Origin of the sequence: Bradyrhizobium sp. (assembly GCF_049586575.1) — a bacterium.
In the GTDB taxonomy this organism is placed as follows: domain Bacteria; phylum Pseudomonadota; class Alphaproteobacteria; order Rhizobiales; family Xanthobacteraceae; genus Bradyrhizobium.
In genome coordinates this window covers 1-3,966 of sequence record NZ_JBAVCF010000620.1, presented here as the reverse complement: position 1 = coordinate 3,966, position 3,966 = coordinate 1, and the positions used below count along the sequence as shown (strand labels likewise).

5 protein-coding genes are annotated in these 3,966 nt (G+C 58.4%); all 5 read left to right on the top strand.

Annotated elements, in window-relative coordinates; all coding sequences use genetic code 11:
• Positions 1–418, top strand: a 418-nt coding sequence (locus WB528_RS22975) for a molybdate ABC transporter substrate-binding protein (RefSeq protein WP_423890987.1), incomplete at its 5' end; no start/stop codon positions are given.
• Between the two features lie 52 nt (positions 419–470).
• Positions 471–1,229, top strand: coding sequence for a sulfite exporter TauE/SafE family protein (locus WB528_RS22970; RefSeq protein ID WP_423890985.1), 759 nt, complete (start codon positions 471–473; stop codon positions 1,227–1,229).
• A gap of 167 nt (positions 1,230–1,396) precedes the next feature.
• Positions 1,397–1,906: an ABC transporter substrate-binding protein gene (locus WB528_RS22965; RefSeq protein ID WP_423890983.1), complete on the top strand. Its 510-nt coding sequence runs from the start codon at positions 1,397–1,399 to the stop codon at positions 1,904–1,906.
• A complete protein-coding gene (locus WB528_RS22960) occupies positions 1,879–2,367 on the top strand; it encodes a hypothetical protein (RefSeq protein ID WP_423890981.1) in 489 nt (162 codons plus the stop codon). Before WB528_RS22965 ends, WB528_RS22960 begins: the two co-directional genes overlap by 28 nt.
• A gap of 294 nt (positions 2,368–2,661) precedes the next feature.
• Positions 2,662–3,909: an FAD/NAD(P)-binding oxidoreductase gene (locus WB528_RS22955; RefSeq protein ID WP_423890980.1), complete on the top strand. Its 1,248-nt coding sequence runs from the start codon at positions 2,662–2,664 to the stop codon at positions 3,907–3,909.
• Positions 3,910–3,966 lie beyond the last annotated feature (57 nt).

Sequence of the window (3,966 nt, the reverse complement as noted above, 5' to 3'; positions counted from 1 at the left end):
AGTCAGAGCTTTCATAAGCGCGTTACGGAGCGCCAATTCGATTGCATGTGCCGATCCCGCATTGGGCACCGCCAGTGGACTTTACCTGGTGGACCTTTTTGATCGGCTCGGATTGACGGCAGAATTGGAACCGAAGACGCGCCTGATCGGCGCCGTGGGGGGCGAACCAGTCGTGGTTTGTAAGGCCGTCGCCGATGGTAACGCGGAGCTCGGTATTCAGCAGATTGCCGAGATTGGTTCGGTGCCAGGCGTCGACCTCGTCGGCCCACTGCCGCCGGAAATTCAGCACGTGACCGTGTTTGCGGTTGCGGTCGCAGCGTCTACGCAAAACCTAGGGTTGGCGCGGAACTTCGTCAGTTACCTCACTTCGAACGCAGCGAAGAGTGTCATTGCGTCAAACGGCATGGAGGCGCGCTGATGCGCGCGCTCGTCACTTCCCGCGCTTCTCCAGGCCGATTGGTTAGGACGGCATGATGTCGACGATTGCCCTGGCGGTTGTATCGGGCGTGCTCGTCGGATTTTCGCTGGCTCTGATTGGCGGCGGCGGGTCGATCCTTGCGACCCCGCTGCTGCTTTATGTGGTCGGCCTTTCGCCGCCGCACTTGGCGATTGGCACCAGCGCAGCCGCAGTCTGCGCGAATGCCGCCATCAACCTGATCAGCCATGGGCGAGCGGGCACGGTTCGCTGGAAGAGCGCCACAATATTTGCCGTTGTCGGCAGCATAGGCGCCTTGATCGGTTCGACCATCGGCAAGGCAGTCGCCGGCAAGCACCTGTTGTTACTGTTCGGTCTGCTGATGATCACCGTTGGCCTTTTAATGCTACGTCCACGAAAAGTGCAAGCATCGGCAGAACCGGCGCTACGATCGCCGCTCGTCCTGGCTACGGTCGCCATGGGCGTCGGCGTGACCGCCGGTTTTTTCGGGATCGGCGGCGGCTTTCTCATCGTTCCAGGCCTCACCTTCACCACCGGCATGCCCATGATCAATGCCATCGGCTCATCGTTACTGGCGGTCGCAGCCTTTGGTTTGACGACGGCGTTGAGCTACGCGGTCTCCGGTCTCGTCGACTGGACCGTCGCCGCGGAATTCATCGCCGGCGGCACGATTGGCGGCTTGATCGGCCTCAGGCTCGCCATGTACCTCGCTGAATACAGGAGCGCGCTCAGTCGGATTTTTTCTGCCGTCATTTTCGTGGTTGCTGCCTATGTGATCTACCGAAGCATATAGCCATTTTGCATTAGCGGCCTTAGCTCTTTAATTGCAGTTGAGACGGTTATCTGTGAACATGCAAAGCTCGCGGGTTGCGGATACGGCTACTAACCATTGGCTGCTTGATCTGGGAAGACATCTCGAAGAGAATTAACAGCCCTCACAGTCAAACACTCAAAACTCCCATGGAACTCACGCTCGCGATCAACCGCTACGACCGCCACGTTCCGTTCTTTAACGGCACCGTCGATCCGCCAAAGGGCGTCACGTTCAAGCCCCTCGAAGTTGGCGAGAGCTCGATCTATCGCGACGGCACCGACCGCCATGAGCGGATGATGAAGCATCTCGCCTTCGATATCGCCGAAATGTCGATGTCGTCGTTCATCATGGCGGTTGCACGCGATCGAAACCTTCCGATCGTCGGCATCCCGGCCTTTCCCCGCCGTTTCTTCAGCACCGGCCAGATGTATGTCAACGCCAAAGCCGGTATTACGGCGCCGCAGGATTTGATCGGACGCAGGATTGGGCTGCATTCGTTCCAAACTACCTTGTCGGTGCTTGGTAAAGGTGACCTCAAGCTTGAATACGGGGTTCCTTGGGAGAAGATTCACTGGATCTGCATGCGACCGGAGCTGATGCCGGCCGAAGTGACGTCAGAGTTGAAGTTATGGCCGCCGGCCAGGATATGGGCATGATGTTGTGCGACGGCGAGATCGATGCACTGATTTCGCCGCAGCCGCGCAAGTCGATGCTGGCGCGACCCGATGGCTATCGCCGGTTGTTTCCCGACGTCCACACCGAGGAAGTTCGCTACTACAAGAAATATGGTTTCTTTCCCATCATGCATGTCGTTGTGCTCAAGCGTGAATTGGCTGACAGGCTCCCCGAATTGCCGCGTGAATTATTGCACACGTTCGAGCGGGCGAAGAAGCTTGCATTCGGCTATTACGACGACTCAAACTACTCACTGCTGGTCGACGGACGCACGCTTTACGAGCAACAGTTGCGGGACTTCGGCAACGACCCATGGCCCAACGGCTTCAAGGCCAACCGCAAAAATCTCGAACAGTTCGTCGGTTATTCCTACGATCAACGACTGATCCCAGCTCCTTTCCCAGTGGAGGAGCTTTTTCACCCGTCAACCCACGACACCTAACGCATCGGCCTGAAGTTACTTCGGATATTTGGACAAGGTTTTTGGTCAGAGCCCGGAGGTGCATCTCACGGGCTGCCAGTGGCCGCCATCTTTTGGATTCGTTGCCTCAGGGAAGGCCAAACTCGAAGGCCTTCTCCAGGATGTTACGTCGGGATGCGAAAATCGTGCCCGGCACCCCGGAGCCTGACTGACCTCTGCGCATTCGAATGAACTTGTTCGCTTGGCGGAAAAGCTCCATGCTGAACTCTCGCTAGCGTAAGAAAGCGTGAGGCGCGCACTGATTGAGGTCGAGAAATGCCGGGATCAATACATCATCAAGTTCTCGTTGTCGGCGGCGGTACTGCCGGCATCACCGTTGCGGCAATCCTGAAGCGCCGCGCGCCGGGCGTCGATATCGCCATCATCGAGCCGTCACAGGAGCATTATTACCAGCCGGCGCTTACACTGGTCGGCGCCGGCGTCTATCCGCTGGCGCGCACGCGGCGCACGGAACAAAGCCTGATCCCCGTCGGCGTTCGTTGGATTAACGACGCCGCCCAGACCTTCGAGCCGGAGAAAAACGCGGTTCGTCTCAAGAACGGCGACGCTGTGACCTATGATTATCTCGTGGTCTGCACCGGCGTAAAGCTCGACTGGGGCAAGGTCGCGGGACTTTCCGAGACCCTCGGCAAGAATGGCGTGTGCAGCAATTACTCCCCCGCTCACGCCACTTACACATGGGATTGCCTGCAGCGGCTGAAGGCCGGCAGCCGGGCGGTATTCACTCAGCCACCACTGCCCTTCAAGTGCCCGGGGGCGCCGCAGAAGATCGCATACCTCACCGCTGACCATCTACAGCGCCGGGGCATTCTTAAAGATTGCAGCCTGAACTATTATGTGCATGCCCCGGTGATATTCGGCGTGCCGTTCTTTGCCCGCGAGCTCGTGAAGATCGCGGAGCGATATGGCATCAACGTCCACTACCAGCATAATCTGGTTGCAGTCGACGGAGCGGCGAAGACGGCAACGTTCGAGAAAGTGGGCGACCAAGGCAAGGGCGAGCGTATCACCGTGCCGTTCGATATGTTGCACGTATCTCCGCCGCAAAGCCCGCCCGAGGAAATCAAGTCGAGCCCGCTGGCGAATGCGGCGGGTTGGGTCGAGGTGCACCAGAACTCGATGCAGCAAGTACACTACCCCAATGTTTTCTCCCTCGGCGACGTCGCTTCGACGCCGAACTCAAAGACCGCCGCGGCAGTGCGCAAACAGGCACCCGTCGTTGTCGGTAACATTCTCCATATGATGGGAAAAACCGCGGTCGAGAGCGGCTATGACGGCTATGCATCCTGTCCGCTGACGACGGCCATGGGCAAAACTATTCTCGCCGAGTTCATCTATGGCGGGAAAGTGACGCCGACGCTGCCGCTCAATCCCGCGAAGGAGCACTGGATCGGCTGGTGGATCAAGGTGACCGGCCTGCCGCTGATGTATTGGAACTACATGCTCAAGGGACACGTCTGGTTCCCCAAGCACAATACCGCCTTCAAGGGCGACGCGGCCTGACAGTCGGAAATATAACTTTACCGGACGACGTAAAAGCCATGCTGAGAACGCCGAGAC